Genomic DNA, 25,835 nt, shown 5'->3' with positions numbered 1-25,835 from the left:
GGCGCCGATCGCATGCCAATCCAGAATCTACCCGCCCATGCCGTGACGCTGCGCCGCCGGCTGATGCAGCTCACGCTTGCCGCCATCATCGCCACCACGGCATGGTGCGCGCTGGCACCGCGCGCGCAGGCGCAGGACGCCGCCACCGCGCGGCCATTGCGCCTGATGGCCGGCGCGCAGAAGGAACTGCGCAGCGCGCAGCCGGTGGAGCGCGTCGCCGTGGGCAACCCCGCGGTGGCCGATGCGCTGATCCTGCGCACCCGCGGCGCGCCCAGCGTGCTGCTGGTGGCCAAACAGCCTGGCGTGACCGACGTGATGGTGTGGACGCGCGGCAGCGCCGAGCCGCAGAACTACAGCGTGCAGGTCGATGCCATCGCGCCCGATGCCAACGGCGCGCAGCTGGGCTACTCGGCAGCCGGCGCCACCATCACCGGGCAGTCGCCCGACGCCTATGGCGCCGCGCGCGCCCAAGCCGCGGCGCGAGCGGCCACGGCCGGCAAGACCGACGGCAAGCCCGGCCTGGTGGTGGACCGCTCCACCGTGCCGCTGAGCGGCACCGTGCAGGTCGACGTCAAGGTGGTGGAGATCAGCAAGACCGTGCTCAAGGAAGTCGGCATCAACTTCTTCCGCAACAACTCGGGCTTTGCCTTCGGCACGTTCTCGCCGTCGACGCTGAACAAGTTCACCTTCACGCCGGGCAGCGGCGGCGCGCCCGGCAGCTTCACCGCCGATATCGCATCGCCGATGAGCAATGCCTTCAACCTGGTGGCGGCGTCGCTCACGCACGGCATCTTCGCCAACATCAGCCTGCTGGAGGCCAACGGCCTGGCACGCGTGCTGGCAGAGCCCAGCCTGGTGGCGCTGTCGGGGCAGAGCGCCAGCTTCCTGGCCGGCGGCGAGATCCCGATCCCGGTGCCGCAGGCGCTGGGCACCACCACGATCCAGTTCAAGCCGTTCGGCATCGGGCTGACGGTGTCGCCCACGGTGCTGTCGGCCGACCGCATCGCACTGAAGGTGGCGCCCGAGGCCAGCGACCTCGACCCCTCGCGCGGCATCTCGATCAACGGCGCGGTGGTGCCGGCCATCGTCACGCGCCGCGCCGACACCACGGTCGAGCTGGGCGATGGCGAGAGCTTCGTGATCGGCGGGCTGGTCAGCCGCAACACCGTCAGCAACGTCAACAAGGTGCCGGTGCTGGGCGACCTGCCGGTGATCGGCGTGTTCTTCAAGAACCTGAACTTCCATCAGGAAGACCGCGAGCTGATGATCGTCGTCACGCCGCGCCTGGTGAAGCCGATGGCGAAGAATTCGCCGGCGGCGCAGGCCGTCGGTGCCGACGGCCGCACCAGTGCCAGCCCCAATGTGTGGGGCTGGTACATGTTGGGCGAATACGCGGACCCGACTTTGCCGGGTTTCTCGAAATAGCCGCCGGCCATGCCGGCTGGCATGGCCAACAGCTTTGAGGCGGAGAGATGGACTATTTTCTGTTGCACGCAACGCAGGGCGAAGTCAGGGACTGGCTGGGCAAGGTCATCGGCGCGCTGGGCACGCTGGTGGCCGACGGCGGCGCCCACGAAGGCTTTATCGAGCGCGTCTCCGAGCTGCGCCCGGGCCTGGTGTTCCTGCATTTCTCGGCGGAACTCGCGGCGCCGTCGGCGCGGCTGGCCGAGCAGCTGCAGCGGCTCTTCCCCGGCCTGCCGCTGGTGGCCGTGGGCCAGGCCGGCGAGCCCGGCGTGATGCTGGCCGCGCTGCGCGCGGGCGTAAAGGATTTCATCGACCTGCGCGATGCGCCGGCCGAGGCCGAGGCCGTGGTCAAGCGCTTGGCCGTGCCGAGCGAGCAGGTGCGCCCGGCCGAGGCCGCGCGCCAGGGCAAGATCGTGGCGCTGCTGGGCGCGCGCGCCGGCGTGGGCGTGACCAGCCTGGCGGTCAACCTGGCCGCGGCGGCGCGCCGCCACCTGCCGCGCCACGCCAAGACCGATGCCCGCGCCGAAGTGCTGCTGACCGACCTGGGCCTGCCGGCGCGCGACGGTGCGCTCTACCTGAACCTGAGTCCGGGTTTCCATTTCGTCGAGGCGGTGCGCAACCTGCGCCGCTTCGACCAGGTCTTCGTGCAGACCGCGCTGACGCGCCACGCCAACGGCGTGTGCGTGCTGCCGCTGCCGGCCGCGCTGAGCGAGCTGCGCGACATCTCGTACGCCGATGCGATCGGCCTGCTCGAGCGCCTGCGCGCGTTCTTCGACCTGCAGATCGTCGACCTGGGCGGCTTCGGCAATGCCGAGTTCACCGCGCAGATCGTCAAGGCCGCCGACAGCGTGGTGCTGGTGGCGGACCAGAGCGTCGGTGCGATCGTGTCGGCGGCGGAGCTGGTGCATGAACTGCGCGCGCGCGAAGTGGAGCGCGACGACCTGCACCTGCTGGTGTCGCGCTTCGATGCGCGCCTGGGCGTCGATGCCGCGCAGATCGCGCGGCGCGTGGGCGTGGAGTCGGTGGCGACGCTGCCGGACAGCCGCGAGGCGCTGGTGCTGGCGATGAACCGCGGCGCGGTGCTGGCCGATGACGATCCCCACTGTCCCTATGTGCGCGCGCTGACCGAGCTGCTGGCTCGGCTGGGCTATCGCACTGCCGCCGCCCGGGACACCACGCTGCTGGCGCGGATCAAGGACAAACTGCCCGGGGCGCTGCGCGCAGCGCTGGTAGCGCGCGGCGCGCGCACGGCACGCACTGGAAGCTGACATGACCCAAGCGATCGAATTCTCGGACAACACCCCTGCGCCGTTCCCGGTGTCGCAGGAGTTCCACAACATCAAGGAAGCCGCGCACGAGCACCTGCTGACGCGCATCGAAGAGCTGGGTGCCGAGTTCGGGCGCTGGTCGCGCACCGCGATCCAGCGCTTCGTCGACCTGGAGCTGGAGAGCTTTACGCGGCTGCGGCGCATTCCGATCAACGAGGCCGAGCTGCGCCAGATCGCCGAGGCGCTGACCAAGGAGCTGGCCGGCTTTGGCCCGATCGAGGACCTGCTCAACGATCCCGCGGTCGAAGACATCCTGGTCAACGGCCACCTGGACGTGTACGTGTCGCGCCATGGCGTGCTCGAGCGCATCCCGGTGCGCTTTGCCGACAGCGGGCACCTGCTGCGCATCGTGCGCCGCATCCTGGCGCCGATCGGCCGGCGCCTGGACGAGTCCAACCCGATGGTCGACGCGCGCCTGCCCGACGGCGGCCGCATCAACGTGGTGATCCCGCCGCTGGCGCTGGAAGGGCCGGTGGTGTCGATCCGCAAGTTCCGCAAGGACCCGATGACGCCGGCCGACCTGCAGGCGCTGGGCACCATGAGCCCCGAGATCTGCGACCTGCTGCAGGCCGCGGTGCAGGCGCGCTGCAATATCCTGGTGAGCGGCGGCACCAGTTCCGGCAAGACCTCGCTGCTCAATGCGCTGGCCACCTTCGTGCCGCCCACCGAGCGCGTCATCACCATCGAGGATACCGCCGAGCTGGCGCTGAACCATCCGCATGTGGTGCGGCTGGAGAGCCGGCCCGGCGGCTTCGAGGGCACCGGCGTGGTGTCGATCCGCGACCTGCTGCGCAACAGCCTGCGCATGCGCCCGGACCGCATCATCGTGGGCGAAGTGCGCGGCGGCGAGGTGCTGGAGATGCTGCAGGCCATGAGCACCGGCCACGACGGCTCGATGGGCACCATCCACGCCAGCAGCCCGCGCGAATGCCTGTACCGGCTGGAGATGCTGGCCGGCTTCGCCGGCTTCCAGGGCAGCGAGATGAGCCTGCGGCGCCAGATCGCCAATGCCATCGACTTCATCGTGCAGATCGCGCGGCTGTCCAACGGCAAGCGCCGCATCGTGTCGATCACCGAGGTCACCGGCCTGGGCGACAACATCATCTCGACCCAGGAGCTGTACCGGCATGAGCCGTTCGTGAACCCCGACGGCACCGAGACCGACCGCTGGCTCTCGCTGGGCCTGCTGCCGCACTCGCCCAAGCTCGCACGCATGCGCGGCCCGGGCTTCATGCTGGACGACCGCTTCGATGTCTAGCGCCACGCTGCTGCTCGCCGCGCTCGCGCTGGTCATCACCGGCCTGGGGCTGCTGCTGCTCGCCGGTGCGCAGTCACGCGCGCGCCGCGAACAGCAACAGGCCTTCCTGCAGGCGCAGACCGAGCAGGTGCGGATGCGCTACACGCAGGCGCCCGATCCGTCGCTGCAGCTGCCGGCGCGCGACCTGCGCCGGCGCTGGGACGACTTCCTGCGGCGTGCCGACCTGGCGCCGACCCGCCGCACCGCGCTGCTGTGGCTGTCTCCGCTGGTGCTGTGCACGCTGGCCGGCGCGGTTGCGGGGCAATGGCTGGGCGCCGTGTCGGCGCTGGTCGTGGCGCTCGCGGTGACGGCGTGCGCGGCGTGGCACCGCGTGCGCCGGCTGCACAAGAAGCTGCTGTCGCAACTGCCCGGTTTCCTGGATGGCGTGGTGCGGCTGATGACCATCGGCAGCAGCGTGCCGGCCGCGTTCCAGAACTCCATCGCCAATACCGAGGCGCCGCTGCGCCAGTGCCTGGTGCAGGCGGTGCACCTGCAGCGCGCCGGCAAGGAGCTGGACCAGGCGGTGCTGCAGGTGGGGCGCGCCTACAAGGTCGAGGAACTGGTGCTGGTGGCTTCGGTGCTGCGCCTGTCGGTGCGCTACGGCGGCCGCGCCGACGTGGTGATGGAGCGCACCGCGACCTTCATGCGCGACCGCGAGCAGGCGCAGCGCGAGCTGATGGCGCTGTCGGCCGAGACCCGGCTGTCGGCCTGGGTGCTGGGCCTGTTGCCGCTGGTGGTGGCCGGCGGCCTGTTCACGCTGAACGCGGGCTACATCCTGATGATGTGGAAAGACCCCACCGGCAAGACCATGCTGCTGTCGGCCGGGGCGCTGGAAGTTGCCGGCGCGCTGATGCTGTACCGCCTGGCCAAGTCGATCTGAAGGCAACGATGACATCGCCCCCATGGACCGCCTGACGCTGATCTCGCTGAGCCTGCTGGCCGCCGCATGCGGCCTCGGCGTACTGGCCTTGCCGTTGCTGCGCGACTGGCGCCAGCGCCGGCTGTCGGCCCGCACCATCGACGCCGCGCTGGCGCGCCAGCGCGCAATGGAAGGCGCGCAGAACGCACAGACCGCCCAGGCCGCGCCCGCTACCGCACCGCGTGCGCAGGGCGTGCCCGGCGCCCCGGGTACCGCGGGCGCGCGCGCGGCGGCCCATGCTGCGACCCCTGCGGCAGCGTCCGGCGTCGCCACCGCGCTCGGCGCCCAGCTGGGTGCGCGCGTGGGCGAGCGCTTCAATGCCCACTGGCTGGAATCGCGTCTCGGTCGCGCGGTGGTGACGCCGGAGGACCAGCAGTTGCTGGAGCAATGCGGCTGGTATGGCCTGCAGGCGCGCGTGCTGTTCGGCGTGCTGCGGCTGGGCCTGCCGCTGGCCTTGTCGGTGCTGGCGATGCTGTGGCATCTCGGCGCCAGTGCCTTCATGGTGGTGGCATGGGGCTTCGGCACCTTCGCCGTGGCCTACCTGGCGCCCAAGTGGCACCTGCGCCGGCGCGCCGCCGAGCGCCTGCGCATGGTCGACGACGAACTGCCGGTGTTGATCGACATGCTGCGGCTGCTGCAGGGCGTGGGTTTGTCGATCGACCAGAGCCTGCAGGTGATCGTGGCCGAGTTCGGCAGCATGCTGCGCGTGCTGGGGCCGGAGCTGGCGCGCGCCAACCAGCAGTTCGCGTCGGGCCGCTCGCGCGAGCAGACCCTGCTGCGCATCGGCCGGCTGTTCGACAGCGAAGACCTGAAGAGCCTGATCACGCTGCTGACGCAGGTCGACAAGCATGGCGGCGCGGTGCAGGAGCCGCTGCGCCAGTTCGGGCTGCGCATGCAGGAGGCGCGCAAGTCGCGCATGAAGGACGAGATCGGCCGCCTCACGGTCAAGATGACCGCGGTGATGGTGGTCAGCCTGTTGCCGGTGCTGCTGATCCTGACCGCGGGCCCTGGCTTTCTCGGGGTGATCCGCATGCTGGCAAACATGGGAGGAACGCGATGATGGGTTTCATGGCGCGCCCCGCCGCGGCGGCGTGTGTGCTGGTGGCCGCGCTGTCCGGCTGCGCCGCCGGCAACAACGGCGCCACGGCCATGCACGAGCAAGCCGAGGCCCAGGTGGAACTGGCCAAGTTGCGCGACAAGACCGCGCGCGCGGAGTACAGCGAACAGGCGGTCTACCTGGGCCTGATCCGCAAGATGCAGCAGGACGGGCTCTACTTTGCCTCGCTCGCGCATATCGAGGTCTATGTGCAGCGCTTCGGCGCCGGTCCGGAGATCCAGGTGATGCGCGCCGATGCGCTGCGCGAAACCGGACAGGACCAGGCTGCCATCGAGGCGTACCAGCAGTTGGCCGCCACCGCCAAGGGGGCGGAGGCCGCGCACGCGCATCACGGGCTCGGACTGCTGGCGGGGCGGCAGGACGACTTTGCGCGCGCAGTGACGGAGTTGCGCGCCGCCGCCGCGCTGGATCCGGTCAACGCGCGCATTGCCAGCGACCTGGGCTATGCGCTGATGCGCGCCGGCGCGCTGCAGGAAGCACGCGTGCCGGTGATGCAGGCGCTGGAGCTGGATGCGCGCAATCCGCGCGTGATCAGCAATGCGGTGGTCTGGCTGATGGCCGATGGCAAGCGCGCCCAGGCCAACGCCATGATGCAGAAGGCCGCGTTGCCCGAGCCCACCCGCGGCGCGATCCGCAAGGAAGCCGACCGCATCGCCCGCGCCGCCGCCGCGCGCGACCGCGCGTCGGCACGCCAGGCGCAGCCCAAGCCGACATCCGCGCCCGCCGCCGTGGCGGTCGTGGCCAAGCCAATCGCCATCGCCGCGCAAGCCGGCGCTACACCATGACAGCCAATCTTCTCGTTGCCATCCAAAAGCGCGCCGCATGCGTGGCGCTCGGCCTGGGGGCGCTGGCCCCGCTGGCGCACGCGCAGGGCGATGCCGCGATGACCGAAGCGGCCGCCGCCGGCATGCCGCGTGCGCGGTCCGCGCAGCGCGAGATCGGCGCCGACACGCGCACGATCCTGGCGATCCAGCGCGAGGGCACGCAGGCCGGGCCGATGTTGCCGATGCACGGCGAACAGGCCGCGCTGGGCTATGAGCGCTACCTGAACAGCTTCCGCTTCGCGCTGCCCGAGTTCTACACCGGCCAGGCCAACGCCAGCACCACGCGCGCCGGCTCGGCCGGGCAGATGCTGGGCGGAAAATGAGCCTGCGCCAGCCGCCGGTGCCCCGCACCCGCCGCGCCGCACGTGGCGCCGTCAGCGTGATGGCGGCGGTGCTGATCGCCACCGTCGCTATCGCCGCGCTGGTGTCGATCGACGTCGGCCATGTGTTCATGCGCCAGCGGCAGCTGCAGAACATGGTGGACCTGGCGGCGATGTCGGCGGCGCAGCAGCTCAAGCGGGCGGACAGCGCGGCCAATCTCAACGCCGCGGTGCTGGGAACCGTCAGCAATATCGGCGCGAAGAACGGCTATCCGTCGGGCATTGCCATGGGCTGCGCGCAGGCTGCCGGGGGTGGCGCGGATGCAATGACAGCCTGTGTCGGCGTATGGGATCCGGCAACCGCCGGCCCGCGGCATTTCAGCGCCGTGTACAACGCCGCCACGGTCTCGCCCAATGCCGTGCGCGTGCAGGCCACGCAGACGGTGCCGATCCTGTTCGTGTTCAGCGGCGGCAGCGGCAGGCAGCTGTTCGCGGAATCGATTGCGAGCGGCAGCCCGCCGGTGGCGGCGTTTTCACTGGGCACGGGTTTGCTGGACGTCTCGACCGCCAACAGCATGCTGAGCGTGCTGCTGGGCAATGCGGTGAACCTGTCGTTGGCGGATTGGCAGGGACTGGTCAGTACCACGGTGACGCTGGACCAGCTGCGGCTAGAGGCGGACGTCGGCACCGTGGAACAACTGCTGAATGCATCGCTGAACCTGCGCGATTTCTATGCGCTGGTGCTCGGCGCGGCCGGGCGCGACACGCTGCTTACCACCATGCTGGGCAGCCCGCCTACCACGCTGGGCGCGAGCGGAGCGGCCGCGTCGGTGTCGCTGGCCAGGCTGCTCGACCTGGGCCTGATGGCACCCGCGGCATCGTCGGCGGTGGAAGTTGGCCTGAATGTCGCGCAGTTGCTGCTCGCCGGCGCACAGGTCGCGCGCGGCGACACCGCGGTCGCGCTGCCGCTGAACATTCCGAAGCTACCGTTTGGCCTGGGCGGCATCAGCGCCAACCTGCGCGTGATCGAGCCGCCGGTCACGGCGGCCGGTCCGGCGCAGCAGCTGTCCAGCAAGCCCGACACCTGGCAGACCAGCGCCACCTCCTCGCAGCTCAGGCTGACGCTGGCGCTCCAGATCAAGGCCGACATCCTGAAGCCGATTCTGGACGCCAGCCTGAACGTGCCGCTCTACCTCGATGTCGCCGCTGCCACGGCCGACCTCACCCGGCTGCAATGCGCGGCCAATCCCGCGGACCGTCGGGCCACGATGCAAGTGAAGAGCGGCCTGGCCACGGCGTGCCTGACCGACGGCTGCACGGGCGGCGAGGTGGTGCTCGGCAAGGCCGAAGTACTTGGGGTCGGCCTCGCAGACGTGGTCGCCGCCGACGTACCGCGCTACGGCAACACGGTTGGCCAGGAAATTACCCTGGCGCCCGGTGGGCATGCGCAAGCGGGTATGGCAGATCCGTTCGGCGGCTTGTTCTCGCAGGTGCTGTCGCTGAAGGTGCGGACCAAATTGCTGGGATTCATCGGTGTGCCCCTGGATCTGGGCCCGCTGCTGGCGCCGCTGGGGGCTACGCTCGACGCGCTGGTCCCGCCGCTGCTCAACAGCCTGGGCATCCAGCTTGGCAACAGCGACCTCTGGGTCCACAGCATCGATTGCAACAACGCTGAACTGGTGTACTGAGCCATGATCGCGCCAAACCGCCTGATGGCAGAAACAGAATGAAGACAGACCGCTGGGCCTACGAAAACCTTGAAGTCTACGTGTGGGAAGGCAAGTACGAGATTGCCGACCGCGTCACGCGTTTCCTGGCGCCGCTGGGCGTGGACGTGATTCGCGCCGGCGCGCTCGAGGCCTTGCCGGCCGAGCCGCGCCTGAAGCCGTGCATCGCGGTGATCAGCGTGTCGGTGATCGGCGCCGCGCGCTTTTCGCTGGACTGGGAGGCCGCGCATGGCATGCCGGTGATCTGGGTGGCGGGGCCGGGGCGCGAGACCGATCCCGGTCGCTTCCCGCCGGAGTACGCGCATATCCTGGCCGATGACTTTACCGGCGCCGACCTGCGCAGCCAGATCGGCAAGCTGCTGCCGCAGCTGCTCGCCACCGAGGCCACCGGCGAGCGCGAGGCCGACCTGGTGGCCGGCTCGCCGGCGATGCGCCAGCTGCTGCAGCACGTGGAGACCTTTGCCGACTTCGGCAGCAACGTGATGCTGTACGGCGAAACCGGCGCGGGCAAGGAGCGCATCGCGCGCCTGTTCCATGAGCGCAACAGCACCTACGGCAAGGGCCCGTTCGTCGCGGTCAACTGCGGCGCGATTCCCGACGGGCTGTTCGAGTCGCAGTTCTTCGGCCACGCCAAGGGCGCGTTTACCGGGGCATCGTTCGCGCATCGCGGCTACTTCGAGCAGGCCAACGGCGGCACGCTGTTTCTCGACGAGATCGGCGACCTGCCACTGTTCCAGCAGGTCAAGCTGCTGCGCGTGCTGGAAGAGAACGTGATCACCCGGCTGGGCTCGACGCTGGCGGTCAAGCTGGACTTCCGGCTGGTGGCCGCGACCAACAAGGACCTGCGCGACGCCGTGCGGCAGGGGCGCTTCCGCGCCGACCTGTTCTTCCGCCTGGCGGTGATCGAAATGCGCATCCCCAGCCTGGAAGAGCGCGGCCCGGCCGACAAGGTGGCGCTGCTGCAGTCGTTCCTGCGCCATATGCTGGGCGCCTCCGGCTATGACGCCTTGCCGCCGATGCCGGACTGGCTCAAGGGCGCGGTCGGCACCGCCTACTTCACCGGCAACGTGCGCGAACTGCGCAACCTGGCCGAGCGCGTCGGCATCACGGTGCAGCAGACCGGCCATTGGGACGAAGAGCGCATCCGGCCACTGTTCCGCGCGCTGCATCCGGGCGCGTTCGATGGCGGCGAGCGCGCCGACCTGCGCGGCGACATGGAAGAACGCCGCCGCATCCTGGCCGCGCTCGACGCCAACGGCTGGCGGCGGCAGGACACGGCGGCCAGCCTGGGCATCAGCCGGAAGGTGCTTTGGGAAAAAATGCGCAAGTACCAGATCGCCGACAGCGAGGCCGAGCCGGTCTGAGCGTTGCCTGCATCAGGGCAGGCGGATCTCCTTCACGTCGAAGTGCGATTCGCCGATCAGTTCCTTGTCGTATTCGCCGACCAGTTCCACCGTGGTCTGCGCATCCACCGGCTTCTGCGCGGGCCAGGTCCTGGCCTTGATCTTCACCTTGATCTGGCCGGTGCCGTCCGAGAACAGATAGCGCTCGTCGCCGACGCTGCTGACGATCTTGCCGCGCAGCACGGCCTGCTGGTCGTCCTTGCCGTCGGCCTGCAGCGCCTTGACGGTCATCACGGGCACCGTGGAGGGCCCGGTGTACTGGGCGCTGGCGCCAGCTGCGCCCAGGCCCAGCGCCAGTGCGAGGGTGGTGGTGGTCAGGATGCGTTTCATGTGCGTTCTCCGTTGAGAGGGATCGAGGGGCGACTGCGGCCATGATGCGCGAGTCCGCCTGAACCTGTGCTGAACAGGTGGCGGCCTGCGACGCATTATGATGCGGGTTTCGCCGATTCTTCAACGGACCCCGGATTGCGTTTCCTTCACACCGCCGACTGGCATCTCGGCCGCCTCTTCCATGCGCGCAGCCTGCTGGAAGACCAGGCCTATCTCCTCGACCAGTTTGTCGAACTGGTCCGCAACGAGCGCCCGGATGCGGTGCTGATTGCCGGCGACGTCTATGACCGCGCCGTGCCGCCGCCCGAGGCGGTGGCCTTGCTCGACGACGTGCTCGGCCGCATCGTGGTCGATGCCGGCGTGCCGGTAGTGATGATCGCGGGCAACCACGACAGCGCGCAGCGGCTGGAATTCGGCGCGCGCCTGATGCGCGCGCAGGGGCTGCATGTGGCTGGCCGCACGCTGCCCGAGGCCAGTTGCGTGAGCCTGCATGATGCGCACGGCGAAGTCCGCGTCTATGCGCTGCCGTATGCCGAACCCGCCGTGGTGCGCGATGCGACCGGCACCGACATGCCGTCGCACGAAGCCGCCTTGCGCGCGCAGCTCGATGCCATCCGCGCGGTGCATCCGCCGGGCGTGCGCGCGGTGGTGGTGGGCCATGCCTTCGTGGTGGGCGGCGCGGCCAGCGAATCGGAACGGCCGCTGTCGGTGGGCGGCAGCGGTGCCGTGGCGGCGGAACTGTTCGCCGGCTTCGACCTGGTCGCGCTGGGCCACCTGCACCGGCCGCAGACGCTGGGCGGCGGACGCATCCACTATGCAGGCTCGCTGCTGAAATACTCGCTGTCGGAATGCGCGCACCAGAAGTCGGTATCGCGCATCGAACTGGACGCGGACGGGACCGTCGCCATCACGCCGCTGACGCTGCAGCCGCTGCGCGACGTGCGCGTGCTCGAGGGCGAGCTGGCACAGTTGCTGACCGCCGGCACCGACGATCCGCGGCGCGATGACTACATCCACGCGCGCCTGACCGACACCGGCGCGCTGCTGGACCCGATGGCGCGGTTGCGCCAGGTCTATCCCAACGCGCTTGCGATCGAGCGCACCGTGCTGGCGCGCACCGGCATGGCGTCGGAGGCGGGCCGCAAGCTGCGCCAGTTGGGCACCGGCGAGCTGTTCGCCAGTTTCTTCCGCGAGGTGGCCGATGCCGAGCTGGACCCGGACCAGCGTGCCGCGCTCGACCAGGTGCTGGCGGGTATCGCCGCGTCGGAACGGGAGTCGGCATGAGACCGCTGCATCTGACGCTGCAGGCGTTCGGCCCCTTTGCCGCGACCGAGGAGATCGATTTCACGCGGCTGGGCGAGCAGGCCTTCGTGCTGATCCATGGCCCCACCGGTGCGGGCAAGACCACGCTGCTCGATGCCATCTGCTTTGCGCTGTACGGCGACACCTCCGGCGGCGAGCGCAGCGCGCAAGCCATGCGCAGCGCCAATGCGGCAGCGGGCTTGCGCACCGAGGTGACGCTGACCTTCAGCCTGGGCGCGCAGCGCTGGCGCGTGGTGCGCTCGCCCGTGCAGGAGCGGCCCAAACAGCGCGGCGAGGGCTGGGTCACCGAGCCGGCCAGGGCGCAGCTGGACCTGCACGACGGCAATGGCTGGGTCAGCAAGGCCAGCCAGCCTGGCAAGGTCAGCGATGCCGTGCGCGACCTGCTGGGTTTCGACAGCGCGCAGTTCCGCCAGGTCATCGTGCTGCCGCAGGGGCGCTTCCGCGAATTGCTGACCGCCAGTTCGCAGGCGCGGCAGGCCATCCTGGAGCGGCTGTTCCGCACCGAGCTGTACCGCCGCGTGGAAGAGCTGCTGAAGACCGAAGCCGCCGGCATCCGGCGCGACGCCGAGCGCATCACGATCCAGCGCGACGAAGCCTTGCGGCAGGCCGGCGCGGAATCGGCACAGGCGTTGGCGGACAGCATCGCGGCCATGCAGGCCGAGCTGCAGGCGCTGCAAGGCCAGGAGCAAGGCGCACGCGCCGCGCAGGCCGCCGCGCAGGCCGCGCTCGCGGCCGGCGAGCAGGTGTCGGCGCGCCTGCAGGAGCGCCAGCAGGCGCAGGCCGCCCATGCCGCGCTGCTGGCGCGGCAGGCCGCCATCGATGAACAGCGTGGCCGCTTGCAGGCGGCGCAGCGTGCCGCGCGTGTGATGCCGGCGGTGGCGGCCGCACAGGCCGCGCAGCGCGATCACGCTGCCGGCGCCGCGGCATTGGCGCAGGCGACCGAGCAAGCGGCCCGCGCCGGGCAACGGGCCACACAGGCCGCCGCGGCCTTGCAGGCGCAAGTGCAGCAGGCCGAAGTCCGCCAGGCCGCGCAGCGCCGCGTTACGCAGCTGGACGCGATGCTGCCGCGCGCGCAGCGGCTGGGGGCGTTGCAGCGCGCCTTGCTCGAGGCCGAAGCCAGGCAGGTCACTGCTACCACCGCACGCGATCGCGCCTTGGGGCAAGTCGAGACATGCCGCGCCGCCGCCGTGACCGCTGAATCGGCATTGGGACAGGCGCAGCTTGCCGCGGCGCAGGCACAGGCGAGCGCCTTGCAGCTGGCCGCGCTGCAGGAGCGCGTGCGGCAATTCGAACGGTACCGGCAGGCGGCGCGTTCGCTGGACGCCGCGAAGGCGCAGGCCGCCGGGCATGCGCAGGCCGAACAGCAGGCGCTGCATCAGCGCGACCGCTGCCGCACCGCGCTGGCCGAAGCTGAAGCCGCGTGGCGCGCCGGCCAGGCCGCGCGCCTGGCGCAGACGCTGGCGTCAGGCGATGCCTGCCCGGTGTGCGGCAGCACCGCGCATCCCGAGCCGGCACGGCGCGTAGCGCAGCCGCTGTCCGACCTGGCGCTGGAGGCCGCGCGCCAGGCACTGCTGGAAGCGGAATCCGATGCGGTGCGCTGCGCCGGCCAGCACCAGGCCGCGCAGTTGGCGATCGCACAGGCACGCGAGCGGCTGGAAGAACTGGCCGCGGCACTGGGCGATGCCAGCGCGGCAGCGGCCGCCAGCGTCAACGCTGACATCGAAGCGCAGCAAGCGGCGCTGGCGCAGCAGCGGCAGGCTTCGGCAAGCCTGGCGCAACGCGAAGCCGCGATCGCGACGTCGCGCGCGGCGCGCGACAGCGCCGAAGCCGTGCACCGCGATGCCGTGGTTGCGGCCGATGCCGCCGCGCACGCATTGGCGCATTGCCGCGGCGAGTGGCAGGCGGAGAGCGCGCAGATTCCTGAAGATTCGCGCGATCCGGTGGCCCTGGGCGAGGCACTGCGCCAGGCGCAGGCGGCGCTTGCTGGACTGGAGCAGGCGCTGGCCGCGGCGCAGGCGGCAGAGCGCCAGGCCGCCGCGGAAGATGCGGGTGCGCAGGCCGCGCTGGTGTTGGCACGGCAGTCGCACGCGCAGATCACTGAACGGCTGGCCAACGCCGAAGCGGCATTGGCGCAGGCGCTCGCGCAGCAGGGTTTTGCCGATGCGCGGGCGCACGACGACGCCTGCCTGGACGACGACGCGATGCAAGCGCTGGACGCCACGCTGCGCACGTTCGATAGCCAGCTGGCGGCCGCCGCCGACCGGCGCGAGCGCGCGGAAGCTGCCGCGCAAGCGCTCGATGCGCCCGACCTGGACGGCCTGCGCGCGGCACTCGGCGCTGCGGCGGCGACGGTGGAGGACCTGGTGCGGCAGCAGGCTGAACGCGGCCGTTCCCGCGACGCGCTGCTGCAATGCCAGCAGCGGCTGCAGCAGCTGGACCAGGCAGGCCGCGACATCGAAGCCCGCTTTGCCGTGCTGGGCCGGCTGGCCGAAGTGGCCAACGGCAACAACCCGCGCCGCATGACGTTCCAGCGCTTCGTGCTGGCCACGCTGCTCGACGAGGTGCTGGAGGCCGCCTCCACGCGCTTGCTGGCGATGAGCCGCGGCCGCTATGTGCTGCAGCGCGTGCGCGAGCAGGCCGACCAGCGCAGCGCGGGCGGGCTCGATATCGAAGTGTTCGACCACGATACCGGCGCGGCGCGCCCGGCCAATACGCTGTCAGGGGGCGAAGGCTTTCTGGCGTCGTTGTCGCTGGCGCTGGGCCTGGCCGACGTGGTGCAGTCGCGCGCGGGCGGCATCCAGCTCGACACGCTGTTCGTCGACGAAGGCTTCGGCACGCTCGATCCAGAAAGCCTCGACTTTGCCCTGCGCACGCTGCTGGACCTGCAGCAGGCCGGGCGCCTGGTCGGGATCATTTCGCACGTGACGGAGTTGCGCGAGCGCATCGACGTGCGGCTGGAGGTGCGGCCCGGCACGGGCGGCAGCCGCGTGCTGCTGACCGGTGTGCCGGTGGCGGCCTAGACGGGGAAGGGCAGGATCAGGCGACGACGGCCTGGCGGCAGCGAATCGCCATCACCTGTGCTTCAAAGGCGCGGGCGGCCGCACGGGCCAGGCGCGCGCGGCACGACAGCGGCGGCGTGGGGGACTGCGTGGCGGCGCCGGTTGTGACGGGCGCCATCGTGGCTGGCATCGGGTGACGATCCATTGCCCAGGCATTGCGGGTGACATGCAGGATGCGCGCGAGCGCTGCTGCATGGGGCGTGGAAGAAAACGGGATGTTGGCGGTGGCCATGATGACGGGCTCCTCGTTCTTGTGTGTTGCCAGGCGAGGCCGGCTCAGCCGGGTGGTCCGGAGGCTGCTGTGCGGCGCTGCCTTGTTCTGCTTCAACGATAGGCCCGGCTGGCGTTGCGCCCTATCCCGTGCGAGCCGATTGTGATGTCGGCTCAGTCCTACATAGAGGGTGTCTGAATCACCTTGCGCGCTGATCGCACAAACTGGTTGGCCGACCGCCCGGTCGGCTTGACCGTCGCCGACGGCCAGGTGTAACCTGTTCATTCTGCGAATTCAAGTTCGTATATCGAACATCTCGGTTTGTCCCGGATTTATCCCCGGTCTATCCGTAGGTTCGAGCGACGAGTGCCTGGTCCACTTCGACCGATGCAGAGCACGCGCAGACTGCTGGACTCGTTCACCGGGCGGCCCCGCCGCCCGCCGCAACGAACATCCTTCCGGCAGGATTACCGGAGACCGTCTTTCATGCGCCGCGGCTTGCGGCCCGCTCCGGTAGCCTGGCGGATCTTCCGACCTGGAACGCAAGTGATCAACAAGCTATACGACTCGGTGGAAGCGGCGGTTGCCGGCATCCACGACGGCGCCACCATCCTGACCGGCGGCTTCGGCCTGGCAGGCATGCCCGCGGAACTGATCGACGCGCTGATCGAGCAAGGCGCGCGCGACCTCACCATCGTCAACAACAACGCCGGCAACGGCGACACCGGGCTGGCCGCGCTGCTCAAGACCAAGCGCGTGCGCAAGATCATCTGCTCGTTCCCGCGCCAGGCGGATTCCTACGTGTTCGATTCGCTCTACCACGCCGGCGAGATCGAGCTGGAGCTGGTGCCGCAGGGCAACCTGGCCGAGCGCATCCGCGCCGCCGGGGCCGGCATCGGCGGCTTCTTCACCCGCACCGCCTACGGCACGCCGCTGGCCGAAGGCAAGGAAACGCGCATCATCGACGGCCAGGGCTATGTGTTCGAAACCCCGATCCACGCCGACTTCGCACTGATCAAGGCCGATACCGCCGACCGCTGGGGCAACCTGACCTACCGCAAGACCGCGCGCAACTTCGGCCCGATCATGGCGATGGCCGCCAAATGCGCCATCGTGCAGGTCAGCCGCGTGGTCGAGCTGGGCGAGATGGACCCCGAGCACATCGTCACGCCGGGCCTGTTCGTCAAGCGTGTCGTCAAGGTCGCCTGAGCGCGAATACAGGAGAAACAGCATGCAACGCCTGACCCGCGATCAGATGGCCGCCCGCGTGGCCAAAGACATTCCCGACGGTGCCGTGGTCAATCTCGGCATCGGCCTGCCCACCCTGGTGGGCAACCACCTGCCGGCCGACAAGGAAATCCTGCTGCACAGCGAGAACGGCCTGCTCGGCATGGGCCCCGCGCCCGCCGCCGGTGAAGAGGACGGCGACCTGATCAACGCCGGCAAGCAGCCGGTGACGATCAAGCCGGGCGGCTCGTACTTCCACCACGCCGATTCGTTCGCGATGATGCGCGGCGGCCATCTCGACTTCTGCGTGCTGGGCGCGTTCCAGGTGTCGCAGCAGGGCGACCTGGCCAACTGGCACACCGGCGCACCGGGCGCCATCCCCGCCGTGGGCGGCGCGATGGACCTGGCGATCGGCGCCAAGCAGGTGTTCGTGATGATGGAGCACCTGACCAAGCAGGGCGAAAGCAAGATCGTGCCGCAATGCACCTATCCGCTGACCGGCATCGGCTGCGTGACTCGCATCTACACTGACCTTGCCACCATCGACGTGACCCCCGACGGGCTGGTCGCGCGCGACCTGGTGGAAGGCCTGGGCTTTGACGAACTGCAACGCCTGACCGGCGTGCCCCTGAAGCAGGCCTGAGCGCCCGCATCGATATCCATCACAAAGAGAGAGAGACGCACCATGACCGAAGCCTTTATCTGCGACGCCATCCGCACCCCCATCGGCCGCTACGGCGGCAGCCTGTCCGCGGTGCGCGCGGACGACCTCGGCGCGGTGCCGCTGAAGGCGCTGATGGCCCGCAACGCCAACGTCGACTGGAAGGCCATCGACGACGTGATCTACGGCAATGCCAACCAGGCCGGCGAAGACAACCGCAACGTGGCGCGCATGTCGTCGCTGCTGGCGGGCCTGCCGCAGGACGTGCCGGGTGCCACCATCAACCGCCTGTGCGGGTCCGGCATGGACGCCACCGGCACCGCCGCGCGCGCGATCAAGGCGGGCGAGGCCAACCTGATGATCGCCGGCGGCGTGGAAAGCATGAGCCGCGCCCCGTTCGTGATGGGCAAGGCCACCAGCGCGTTCTCGCGCGATGCGCAGATCTTCGACACCACCATCGGCTGGCGCTTCATCAACCCGGCCATGCGCGCCGCCTACGGCGTGGACTCGATGCCCGAGACCGCCGAGAACGTCGCCACCGACTACAAGATCAGCCGCGAAGACCAGGACCTGATGGCGCTGCGCAGCCAGGAAAAGGCCTCGCGCGCGCAGGCCGACGGCACGCTGGCCCAGGAAATCACCGCGGTCACGATCCCGCAGAAGAAGGGCGATGCCATCGTGGTCGAACGCGACGAACACCCGCGCGCCACCAGCATGGAAGCGCTGGCCAAGCTGCGCGGCGTGGTCCGTCCTGACGGCACGGTGACCGCCGGCAATGCCTCCGGCGTGAACGACGGCGCCTGCGCGATCCTGCTGGCGAGCGAAGCCGGCATCAAGCAACACGGCCTGACCCCGCGTGCGCGCATCGTCGGCATGGCCACCGCCGGCGTGGCGCCGCGCGTGATGGGCATCGGTCCGGCACCGGCCACGCAGAAGCTGATGAAGCAACTGGGCATGACGCTGGACCAGATCGACGTGATCGAACTGAACGAAGCGTTTGCCGCGCAAGGCCTGGCCGTGCTGCGTGAACTGGGCATCGCCGACGACGACAAGCGCGTCAACCCCAACGGCGGCGCGATCGCGCTGGGCCACCCGCTCGGCATGAGCGGCGCGCGCCTGGTCACCACCGCGATGTACCAGCTGCACCGCACCGGCGGCCGCTTCGCGCTGTGCACGATGTGCATCGGCGTGGGCCAGGGTATCGCGATGGTGATCGAACGCGTTTAAGCGCGGCGGTCAGTTCTACCGCTTGTTGGCTCCCTCTCCCGCTGGCGGGAGAGGGTTGGGGTGAGGGTGGGCGCATCGACGAAGTCAGTCGCGCTGGTATGCAAAGTCCTGCCCTCACCCCCGGCCCCTCTCCCGCATGCGGGAGAGGGGAGCAAGACCGCAGTCCGCAGTCGTTTTGAAAGTGAGTCAAAGATGTCCCTCCCCGTAGCCACCCTCGTCACCGGCGGCAGTTCCGGCATCGGCCGCGCCATCTGTGAAATGCTGCTGGCCGATGGCGTGACCCAGGTGGTCAATGTCGATTACGCCGCGCCGGCGTGGTCGCATCCCAACCTGACCTTCTTCCAGGCCGACCTGACCGATGCCGAGGCGACCCGCGCCGTGGCGGAGCAGGTCACGTCGCGCTTTGCCGTCACGCGCCTGGTGAACAATGCCGGCGCCACCCGCCCCGGCACCGCCGACAGCGCCACCGTTGCCGACCTGGACTACGTCACCGGCCTGCACCTGCAAGCCCCGTTGCTGCTGCTGCAAGCCTGCCTGCCCGCGATGCGCGCCGCGGGTTTCGGCCGCATCGTCAACATGGCCTCGCGCGCCGCGCTGGGCAAGCCGGAGCGCGTGGTGTACTCGGCCACCAAGGCCGGCCTGATCGGCATGACCCGCACGCTGGCGATGGAGCTGGGCGGCGACGGCATTACCGTCAACGCCGTGGCCCCGGGCCCGATCGCCACCGAGCTGTTCCGCAAGAGCAATCCCGACGGCGCGGAGCAAACCAGGCGCATCCTTGCCAGCATCACCGTCAAGCGCATGGGCACCCCGGAAGACGTGGCACGCGCCGCGCTGTTCTTCCTGTCGCCCGACAACGGCTTCGTCACCGGCCAGGTGATGTACGTGTGCGGCGGCACCACGCTGGGCGTTGCGCCGGTGTAAGGACCGGCGCGCCTGCGCGACTCAAGCATTCAACAAGAAGAGACGTTAACCAAGCGTCACGCATGGCGGCCCATAAGCGGGCCGCCCACCGGCAGCGCGCGTGTGCGCGCTCCGTTCGGGAACGGCAATCACGCCATTCAGCACAACCTCCCGCGGTACCGATCACCGCCGGAATGACATAGCACCGGAGCATTACCGATGAGACAAGATTCCCAGACCTCCACCACGCGCCGCCGCCTGCTTGCCGCCGGCGTGGCACTGGCCACCACCCTCGCCGGCTTTGCCGGCGCGGCCCATGCACAGGGCGGCTATCCGACCAAGCCGATCACGCTGATCGTGCCGTTCTCGGCCGGCGGCACTACCGACATCCTGGCCCGCATCGTCGGCCTGCAGCTGGGCAAGGCCCTCGGCCAGCCGGTGGTGATCGACAACCGTCCGGGCGCGGGCGGCAACATCGGCGCGTCGCTGGCCGCCAAGGCCCCGGGCGACGGCTACACGCTGTTCATGGGCACCATCGGCACGCACGCCATCAACCAGTCGCTGTACTCCAAGCTGCCGTACGACCCGGTCAAGGACTTCGCGCCGATCAGCCGCGTGGCGATGGTGCCGAACCTGGTGGTCGCCAACCCCAAGGTGCCGGTCAACAACATCAAGGAACTGATCGCCTACGTCAAGGCCAACCCGGACAAGCTGTCGTACGGCTCGTCGGGCAGCGGCTCGTCGATGCACCTGTCGGGCGAGCTGTTCAACTCGATGACCGGCCTGCATATCCAGCACATCCCGTACAAGGGCAGCGCCCCCGCCGTGAACGACCTGCTGGGCAACCAGATCGGCCTGATGTTCGACAACATGCCGTCGTCGTACCCGCACGTGAAGGCGGGCAAGCTGCGCGCGCTGGCGGTGACCTCGGCCAAGCGCTCGCCGGCGCTGCCCAACGTGCCGACCGTGGCCGAATCGGGCGTGCCGGGCTATGAAGCCACCTCGTGGTTCGCGCTGTACGCCACCGGCGGCACCCCGCAGGCCATCGTCGACCGCCTCAACGCCGAAGTGGTGAAGATCCTGGCCATGCCGGACGTGAAGAAGCAGATGGCCGACCAGGGCGCCGAGCCCAACCCGGAAAAGCCGGCCCAGCTGGCCGCGTTCATGAAGTCGGAAACGGCCAAGTGGGCGAAGGTGGTGAAGGCTTCGGGGGCGACGGTGGATTGAGCATCCGCCTGGCGCTTGCTGTCCGCAGCATCGAACCGGCCCGTTGGGCCGGTTTTTTTTTTGCTTCGTCACTGCGCGTGGCTAAGGATTTGCCAAAGCCTGCCGTAAGACAGAACAGCGATCCGTGCGCCCCGCCGCGCCAGCCTGTTGATCCAGGTTGACTTACCCTCGCAGGACTCGGTGTAGCATGGCGCGCCGCGGGCCGCCATGGCGTTCCCGGACCATGGCATCCGCTCAATCACAACAGGGAGAAAACCAAGTGAAGATCATGACATCGTGCGGCCTGCTCGGCGCGGCCGCCGCCGCGCTGCTGCTGGCAGGCTGCGCCACCGAGACCTCGACCGCCTTGCCGGTGCAGAAGGTGGAAAGCGCCAGCCGGCCCTATAACGGCGTGCGCACGCCAATTGCCGTCGGCAAGTTCGACAACCGCTCCAACTACATGCGCGGCGTGTTCTCGGACGGCATCGACCGCCTGAGCGGGCAGGCCAAGACCAGCCTGGTGACCCATCTGCAGCAGACCAACCGCTTCAATGTGCTGGAGCGCGAGAACCTGGAAGAGATCAGGCGCGAGGCAGCGATCAAGAACCAGGCGCAACGCCTCAAGGGCGCCGACTATGTGGTGACCGGCGATATCACCGAGTTCGGGCGCAAGGAAGTCGGCGACGTGCAGCTGTTCGGCATCCTCGGCCGCGGCCGCGAACAGGTGGCCTATGCCAAGGTCAACCTTAACATCGTCAACATCAGTACCTCGGAAGTCGTATATGCCACGCAAGGCGCGGGCGAATACAAGCTGTCGAACCGCGAGGTGATCGGCTTTGGCGGCACGGCAAGCTATGACTCGACGCTCAACGGCAAGGTCATGGACCTGGCCATGCGCGAGGCCGTGAACAACCTGGTCAGCGCCATCGAGAGCGGCGCCTGGAAGCCGGCGCAGCAGTAAGCGCCCGGTCGCGGCGCTGAATCCAACGCAACGAGAACAACAATGATGAACACGGTCATGCTGCATCGCGCAGCATTATTGTCGGCCGCCGGCAGCCTCCTGCTTGCCGGCTGCGCGGCGCCCAAGCCCATGTACCAGTGGGAGGGCTACCAGACGCAGGTCTACGAATATTTCAAGGGCGAATCCAGGGAAGCGCAGATCACGGCCCTGGAAAGCGGGCTGCAGAAGATCCAGGCGCAGAGCGGGTCGGTGCCGCCGGGCTATCACGCCCAGCTTGGCTTGCTGTACCTGAACATCGGCAAGGGCGACCAGATGATCAAGGAATTCCAGACCGAAAAGACGCTGTTTCCGGAATCGGCGCCTTATATGGATTTCCTGCTCAGGAACGTCAAGAGCGACACCCGCACCGAGATCAAGACCGGCGCCGCCGCCGGCAAGGATAGTGGCATCGCCACCGCCACCGCCACTGCCACCACCGCAAGGAATCCCCAATGATGCGCCGGCTCCTCACCTATGTCGCTGGCGTGGCCATGGCCATGCTGTTCGCCGGCTGTGCCGTGCCGACCAAGCAGGTGGATTACGCCGCCTTCAAGGCCAGCCGGCCGCGCTCGATCGTGGTGTTGCCGCCGCAGAACACGTCGCCCGACATCAAGGCCACCTATGCCATGCTGTCGCAAGCCACCTTCCCGCTGGCGGAATCGGGCTACTACGTGCTGCCCGTGGCCGTGGTCGACGAAACCTTCCGGCAGAACGGCCTGACCGTGCCGGACGACATCCATGCCGTGCCGTTGGCCAAGCTGCACGAGATCTTCGGCGCGGACGCGGCGCTGTACGTCACCGTGACCGAGTATGGCTCGCGCTACCAGATCCTCAGCAGCGTGACCCGGGTCGCGGCCAACGCCAAGCTGGTCGACCTGAGGAACGGCGACGTCCTGTGGTCCGGCACCGCGGTGGCTGCCACCGACAGCTCCAGCAGCGGCGGCGGGCTGATCGGCATGCTGATCAGTGCGGCCATCACGCAGGCGATGAACCACACCATGGACGCCAGCTATACCGTTGCGGGCAGCACCAGCTACCGGCTGCTGGCAGCAGGCCAGCCCGGCGGCCTGCTGTATGGGCCGCGCTCGCCGAAGTACCAGTCCGACTAAGGTCGTCCCGCCGGGGTGGCACCGGCGGTGCCCGCCTCAGCGGATGATGGCGGAGATATCGCGCTTCTGGCGTGCAAACCAGAAGCGCAACAGCCGGTTCGACAGCACCGCCGGCAACGAGCCCGCCAGGATCCGGTAAACCCCGCTACGGGGCAGCCGCGACGCGCTGGCGGGATCGAGCCAGTCGTCATTGCGCACCAGGCGCTTCAGCGTCTCCATGCCGATCAGCACCGGCCACAGGCAGGCCAGCCGCAGCCTGACGAAGCGCGCCGGGATGGCCAGCGTATAGGCTAGCGCTTGCTCGAAGTGTGCCAGCGTGATGGGCACCAGCTCTAACATCAGCGGGCGCGCGAGCGCGGAGGCGTCCGGGCGCAGCAGGTCCTGCGCTTGCAGACCGTGCCGCTCCAGCATCGTCTCCGGCAAATAGCAGCGGCCGATGCGCAGATCCTTGCCGCAGTCGCGCAGCACATTGGTCATCTGCAGGGCTTTGCCAAAGCGAATCCCACGGCGCAGCATGGTCCCGGTGTCGCCGATCGCGCCGGGCATGTGGGCGGCGGCCATGCGGGTCCAGAACTCGCCCACGCAGCCGGCGACCAGGTAGGTATAGCGGTCCAGCGCTTCCACTTCGCGCAGCGCGACGATGCGCCCGGCGCGTTCATCAGGGAACGTGCGCAGGTCGAATTCCATCCCTTCTGTCAGCGTCGACACGATCTGCCGTACCGCGCTGCGGTCTGCCGGCTCCAGTTGCGCCAGCACCGCCAGCGCGTGTTCAAGCGACGCGAGCAGGACGCGTTCGTCGGACTGCTCCTGGCGGCTTGCCACTTCCGCCGCGAAGTCGGGCGTCGACGCCACCCCGGCATTCACGCCGTTGACCTGCTCGCGCAGCGACAGCAGCAATGCCAGCCGCCTTTCCGGCGCGATCAGCGCGGTATCCGCAATGGTGTCCGCGGCGCGTGCAAGCAGATAGGCCAGCCCCACCGGATCCCGCATGCGCGCGGGCAGCACGCGCAGCGTCAGGTAGAACGAACGCGACACGCCTTTGAGCAGCGGACCGAGGAGGAATGCCCGGCTGGTGTCGCGCATCGGTGGTGACCTGTTCCTTGAGAAATTGGCGTGGATGCGCCCGCTCGGCAAGGCCGCGGGCCGGCACATTGTACCTGCGGCGTCGCTCGCGCCTTGTCACCAAGGGGAAAGTCCAGGGCATGCAAGGAAAAGCGGAACGTTGCACCGGGACAGATGATTTCATCGTCGCGAAGGACGAGCGCCGGCGATCCGTCATGGCTGATGGAGAACAGGTGACAACGTGGTGCGCTGTCTCCTGCAGGTCGGTCAATCCGCGGACGCTTCGGCGTTCGGCTTATTGCAGGCCAGCACGTGGCTCAGGACGATGCCTTGCACAGATAGCGCTCGAACCATTGCGCCGCCAGGCGGGCCACCGACTGCAGCGCGCCGGGCTCTTCGAACAGATGGGAAGCGCCGGGCACGATCACCAGCTTCTTCGGACATGACAGCTGGGCGAAGGCGGACTCGTTCCGTTCCAGCACGCTGACATCGAGCCCGCCGACGATCAGCATGGTCGGTGTCGGCAGGGTGGCAAGGGCGTCGGCGCCTGCCAGGTCGACCCTGCCGCCGCGCGAGACGATGGCGCCGATCGGGGTTGGCGACGTGCTCGCGGCGCGAATCGATGCGGCGGCGCCGATGCTGGCGCCGAAGTAGCCCAGCTGAGCTGGCATGCCGGCCTGCTGCGTGACCCAGCTGGTGGCATGGGCAAGCCGATCGGCCAGCAACGCGACGTCGAAGCGGATCGCCTGCACCTGGTCTTCGTCGGGCAGCAGCAGGTCCATCAGCAAGGTTCCCATGCCGCAGCGATTGAGTTCGGCTGCCACGTAGCGATTGCGCGGGCTATGGCGCGAACTGCCGGTGCCGTGCGCGAACAGCACCAGTGCCGTGGCGCCCGGGGGCAGCGCGAGCACGCCTTGCAAGATCACGCCGGCGGCCGGGATCGTCACCTCGGTGGTGTTGGCATCGCCATGCATAACGCTGGCCTCCCCTGGGATGTATCGGATGCGGCCCCGAAGCACCGTAGGTGACAACCGGCCGCCTCGCATTCCACTATAGGGCGGGCATGGCAGCGGGGCCAGCCACCGGTGGCGCAATCTCCGCAGGTTGACCATCCCGGGCAAAGCGATAAGAATTTGCGCTCACGGGCGCGAGCCCGTCCTTGCCTCCGCGCCTTCACCGCTCCCATGATCCCACCCGTCAGCACCCTGCACGGCCGCCTCAAGATGCAGCACCTGCGCCTGCTGCTTGCCGTGGAAGAGCGCGGCTCGCTGCGCCAGGCCGCGGAAGCGCTGACGCTGACGCAGCCCGCGGTCAGCAAGATGCTGCAGGACATGGAAGACCTGCTCGGCGTGCCGCTGTTCGAGCGCCATGCGCGCGGGCTGCGGCCGACGCGCTTCGGGCTGGCGGCGACGCGTTATGCGCGGCTGGTGTTCGCGGATATGGGCGGCTTGCGCGACGAGCTGGTGGCGCTGGAATCCGGCAAGATCGGCCGCGTGCGCGTTGGCGCGGTGATGGCGCCGACGCCGGGACTGCTTGCCGACGTGATCCGGCAACTGAACCGCGATCATCCGCGGCTGGAGGTGGCGGTGCATGTGGAAACCAGCGACGTGCTGATGCCGCAGCTCGAGCGCGACCAGCTCGACGTTGTGCTGGGCCGGGTGCCGGATGGCTGGGACAGCAGCGGGCTGGAGTTCGAGCAGCTGGGCGACGAGGGGCTGGCGATCGTGGTCGGGCCGCAGCATCCGCTGGCGCGGCGGCGCAAGCTGACGTTCGCGGAGCTGACCCGCTACCCGTGGATCATGCAGCCGCGCCCCAGCCCGATGCGCGCTCTGATCGACCGCTCGTTCGAGGATGCCGGCGTGCCGGCGCCGCCGTCGACCATCGAGACCGCGGCGGTGCTGATGACTACGTCGTTGCTGGCGGACAGCGAGCTGATCGCGGTGTTGCCGGAGTCGGTGGCGGCCTACTATGGCCGGCTTGGGGCGCTGGCGGTGTTGCCCTTGCCGCTGCCGCGCAAGCTGGGGCCCTATGGCATCGTCACGCGGCGGGGCCGCCCGCCGACCGCATCGATGAGCCTGCTGATCGATGCATTGCGGGCGCTGTCGCGCTAGCGCGCTG

The 25,835-nt window shown here is 69.3% G+C and carries 24 protein-coding genes; 20 read left to right on the top strand and 4 right to left on the bottom strand.

The window, feature by feature from the left end; all coding sequences use genetic code 11:
• Positions 1-12 precede the first annotated feature (12 nt).
• Genes U9J39_RS18615 through U9J39_RS18575 form a run of 9 tightly spaced genes read left to right on the top strand, consistent with a single transcriptional unit; the run spans position 13 to position 10,360 of the window.
• A complete protein-coding gene (locus U9J39_RS18615; RefSeq protein WP_116313318.1) occupies positions 13-1,425 on the top strand; it encodes a type II and III secretion system protein family protein in 1,413 nt (470 codons plus the stop codon).
• A gap of 47 nt (positions 1,426-1,472) precedes the next feature.
• Entirely contained in the window at positions 1,473-2,732 is a 1,260-nt protein-coding gene (locus tag U9J39_RS18610; protein ID WP_326347732.1) for a pilus assembly protein, read from the top strand.
• 1 nt (position 2,733) lies between these two features.
• Positions 2,734-4,050: a CpaF family protein gene (locus U9J39_RS18605; protein ID WP_115682206.1), complete on the top strand. Its 1,317-nt coding sequence runs from the start codon at positions 2,734-2,736 to the stop codon at positions 4,048-4,050.
• Positions 4,043-4,969 carry a type II secretion system F family protein gene (locus U9J39_RS18600; RefSeq protein ID WP_116313320.1) on the top strand — a complete coding sequence of 309 codons (927 nt, stop codon included), beginning with the start codon at positions 4,043-4,045 and terminating at the stop codon, positions 4,967-4,969. The genes U9J39_RS18605 and U9J39_RS18600 overlap by 8 nt, the downstream gene beginning before the upstream one ends.
• A gap of 22 nt (positions 4,970-4,991) precedes the next feature.
• On the top strand, positions 4,992-6,068 hold the full coding sequence (locus U9J39_RS18595; protein WP_326347731.1) for a type II secretion system F family protein: 1,077 nt from the start codon (positions 4,992-4,994) through the stop codon (positions 6,066-6,068).
• Between the two features lie 8 nt (positions 6,069-6,076).
• Positions 6,077-6,910, top strand: a complete 834-nt coding sequence (locus U9J39_RS18590; RefSeq protein ID WP_240987719.1) for a pilus assembly protein TadD — start codon at positions 6,077-6,079, stop codon at positions 6,908-6,910.
• Positions 6,907-7,272 carry a DUF3613 domain-containing protein gene (locus U9J39_RS18585; RefSeq protein WP_115711972.1) on the top strand — a complete coding sequence of 122 codons (366 nt, stop codon included), beginning with the start codon at positions 6,907-6,909 and terminating at the stop codon, positions 7,270-7,272. The genes U9J39_RS18590 and U9J39_RS18585 overlap by 4 nt, the downstream gene beginning before the upstream one ends.
• Complete coding sequence (locus U9J39_RS18580; RefSeq protein WP_326347730.1) at positions 7,269-8,957, top strand: TadG family pilus assembly protein; 1,689 nt, start codon at positions 7,269-7,271, stop codon at positions 8,955-8,957. Before U9J39_RS18585 ends, U9J39_RS18580 begins: the two co-directional genes overlap by 4 nt.
• A 38-nt stretch (positions 8,958-8,995) precedes the next feature.
• Positions 8,996-10,360 carry a sigma 54-interacting transcriptional regulator gene (locus tag U9J39_RS18575; protein WP_025582903.1) on the top strand — a complete coding sequence of 455 codons (1,365 nt, stop codon included), beginning with the start codon at positions 8,996-8,998 and terminating at the stop codon, positions 10,358-10,360.
• Positions 10,361-10,372: 12 nt separating this feature from the next.
• Here the strand turns inward: U9J39_RS18575 and U9J39_RS18570 are convergent, their stop codons facing one another.
• A complete protein-coding gene (locus tag U9J39_RS18570) occupies positions 10,373-10,729 on the bottom strand; it encodes a YgiW/YdeI family stress tolerance OB fold protein (protein ID WP_111521495.1) in 357 nt (118 codons plus the stop codon).
• A 135-nt stretch (positions 10,730-10,864) separates the two neighbouring features.
• On the opposite strand from U9J39_RS18570, the gene U9J39_RS18565 reads away from it, so the two are divergent.
• Positions 10,865-12,013 carry an exonuclease SbcCD subunit D gene (locus U9J39_RS18565; RefSeq protein ID WP_116313325.1) on the top strand — a complete coding sequence of 383 codons (1,149 nt, stop codon included), beginning with the start codon at positions 10,865-10,867 and terminating at the stop codon, positions 12,011-12,013.
• Entirely contained in the window at positions 12,010-15,072 is a 3,063-nt protein-coding gene (locus U9J39_RS18560; RefSeq protein ID WP_326347729.1) for an SMC family ATPase, read from the top strand. The genes U9J39_RS18565 and U9J39_RS18560 overlap by 4 nt, the downstream gene beginning before the upstream one ends.
• Positions 15,073-15,088: 16 nt before the next feature.
• On the opposite strand, the gene U9J39_RS18555 is transcribed toward U9J39_RS18560, so the two are convergent.
• A complete protein-coding gene (locus U9J39_RS18555) occupies positions 15,089-15,343 on the bottom strand; it encodes a hypothetical protein (protein ID WP_326347728.1) in 255 nt (84 codons plus the stop codon).
• A gap of 525 nt (positions 15,344-15,868) precedes the next feature.
• Between U9J39_RS18555 and U9J39_RS18550 the strand changes: the two genes are divergently transcribed.
• The 8 genes from U9J39_RS18550 to U9J39_RS18515 all read left to right on the top strand — a co-directional run bounded on the left by U9J39_RS18550 (position 15,869) and on the right by U9J39_RS18515 (position 22,655).
• The gene (locus U9J39_RS18550) at positions 15,869-16,531 is read left to right on the top strand and encodes a 3-oxoacid CoA-transferase subunit A (RefSeq protein WP_116297379.1); all 663 of its coding nucleotides are present in this window, start codon (positions 15,869-15,871) and stop codon (positions 16,529-16,531) included.
• Positions 16,532-16,553: 22 nt separating this feature from the next.
• A complete protein-coding gene (locus tag U9J39_RS18545) occupies positions 16,554-17,192 on the top strand; it encodes a 3-oxoacid CoA-transferase subunit B (protein WP_115682217.1) in 639 nt (212 codons plus the stop codon).
• A gap of 42 nt (positions 17,193-17,234) precedes the next feature.
• Positions 17,235-18,437 (top strand): 3-oxoadipyl-CoA thiolase, encoded by a 1,203-nt coding sequence (gene pcaF, locus U9J39_RS18540; protein ID WP_115711979.1) that lies wholly within the window; start codon positions 17,235-17,237, stop codon positions 18,435-18,437.
• 192 nt (positions 18,438-18,629) lie between these two features.
• Entirely contained in the window at positions 18,630-19,361 is a 732-nt protein-coding gene (locus tag U9J39_RS18535; protein WP_326347727.1) for an SDR family NAD(P)-dependent oxidoreductase, read from the top strand.
• Between the two features lie 198 nt (positions 19,362-19,559).
• Positions 19,560-20,567: a Bug family tripartite tricarboxylate transporter substrate binding protein gene (locus U9J39_RS18530; RefSeq protein WP_116313330.1), complete on the top strand. Its 1,008-nt coding sequence runs from the start codon at positions 19,560-19,562 to the stop codon at positions 20,565-20,567.
• A 268-nt stretch (positions 20,568-20,835) separates the two neighbouring features.
• Positions 20,836-21,507 carry a CsgG/HfaB family protein gene (locus tag U9J39_RS18525; protein WP_326347746.1) on the top strand — a complete coding sequence of 224 codons (672 nt, stop codon included), beginning with the start codon at positions 20,836-20,838 and terminating at the stop codon, positions 21,505-21,507.
• 42 nt (positions 21,508-21,549) lie between these two features.
• Positions 21,550-22,002: a DUF4810 domain-containing protein gene (locus U9J39_RS18520; protein WP_326347726.1), complete on the top strand. Its 453-nt coding sequence runs from the start codon at positions 21,550-21,552 to the stop codon at positions 22,000-22,002.
• Entirely contained in the window at positions 21,999-22,655 is a 657-nt protein-coding gene (locus U9J39_RS18515) for a DUF799 domain-containing protein (protein ID WP_115682221.1), read from the top strand. Before U9J39_RS18520 ends, U9J39_RS18515 begins: the two co-directional genes overlap by 4 nt.
• 36 nt (positions 22,656-22,691) lie before the next feature.
• Here the strand turns inward: U9J39_RS18515 and U9J39_RS18510 are convergent, their stop codons facing one another.
• Complete coding sequence (locus tag U9J39_RS18510; protein WP_326347725.1) at positions 22,692-23,738, bottom strand: phytoene/squalene synthase family protein; 1,047 nt, start codon at positions 23,736-23,738, stop codon at positions 22,692-22,694.
• 296 nt (positions 23,739-24,034) lie between these two features.
• A complete protein-coding gene (locus U9J39_RS18505; protein ID WP_326347724.1) occupies positions 24,035-24,691 on the bottom strand; it encodes a dienelactone hydrolase family protein in 657 nt (218 codons plus the stop codon).
• Positions 24,692-24,901: 210 nt separating this feature from the next.
• Here U9J39_RS18505 and U9J39_RS18500 point away from each other — a divergent pair, with 210 nt between their 5' ends.
• The gene (locus U9J39_RS18500; protein ID WP_115711996.1) at positions 24,902-25,828 is read left to right on the top strand and encodes a LysR family transcriptional regulator; all 927 of its coding nucleotides are present in this window, start codon (positions 24,902-24,904) and stop codon (positions 25,826-25,828) included.
• Positions 25,829-25,835: the final 7 nt, after the last annotated feature.

It is taken from the genome of Cupriavidus sp. SS-3 (genome assembly GCF_035818815.1).
Lineage (GTDB): Bacteria > Pseudomonadota > Gammaproteobacteria > Burkholderiales > Burkholderiaceae > Cupriavidus > Cupriavidus taiwanensis_C.
Note: the sequence above shows the minus strand (reverse complement) of the source record. Positions and strands in the feature narration are given on the sequence as shown.